The sequence below is a fragment of the Pararobbsia alpina genome (assembly GCF_902859895.1).
In the GTDB taxonomy this organism is placed as follows: Bacteria; Pseudomonadota; Gammaproteobacteria; order Burkholderiales; family Burkholderiaceae; genus Pararobbsia; species Pararobbsia alpina.
In genome coordinates this window covers 1-538 of record NZ_CADIKM010000238.1, presented here as the reverse complement: position 1 = coordinate 538, position 538 = coordinate 1, and the positions used below count along the sequence as shown (strand labels likewise).

Sequence of the window (538 nt, the reverse complement as noted above, 5' to 3'; positions counted from 1 at the left end):
TGACCGCGTCGATCGCCCATGAAGTCAATCAACCGCTCGCTGCCGTCATCACGAATGCGGACGCGGGCCTGCGCTGGCTCGATGCCCATCCGCCGAACCTTGAGGAAGTCCGGCAAGCGCTCGCGCGCATCGAGAAGGACGGCAGCCGGGCCGGCCAGGTGGTGAATCGCGTACGCGGACTCGTCAAGAAGGCACCGCCGCGCATCGAGCGCTGGGATCTCAACGAAGCCGTCGGCGAAGTTGTGGCGCTGACGCGTCAGGAACTGCTGCGCAACGGCGTCGTCCTGCACAACGCTCTTTCGTCTGACGTTTCCCATGTCATGGGCGATCGTGTCCAGCTGCAACAGGTTTTGCTCAACCTGGTCGTCAACGGCATCGAAGCGATGACCGGCGTGCACGACAGGCCGCGCGAGCTGACGATCAGGACAGCCAGGGCCGACCCGGACATCGCGATGGTCGAGGTAGCCGACACCGGCACCGGTCTCGACCCCGGGTACGTAGGCCGCCTGTTCGAGTCGTTCTATACGACGAAGGCCGA

At 64.7% G+C, this 538-nt stretch carries 1 protein-coding gene; it reads left to right on the top strand.

What is annotated here, in order from left to right; genetic code table 11:
- Positions 1-538, top strand: a 538-nt coding sequence (locus tag HV670_RS30465; RefSeq protein WP_246258149.1) for a sensor histidine kinase, incomplete at both ends; no start/stop codon positions are given.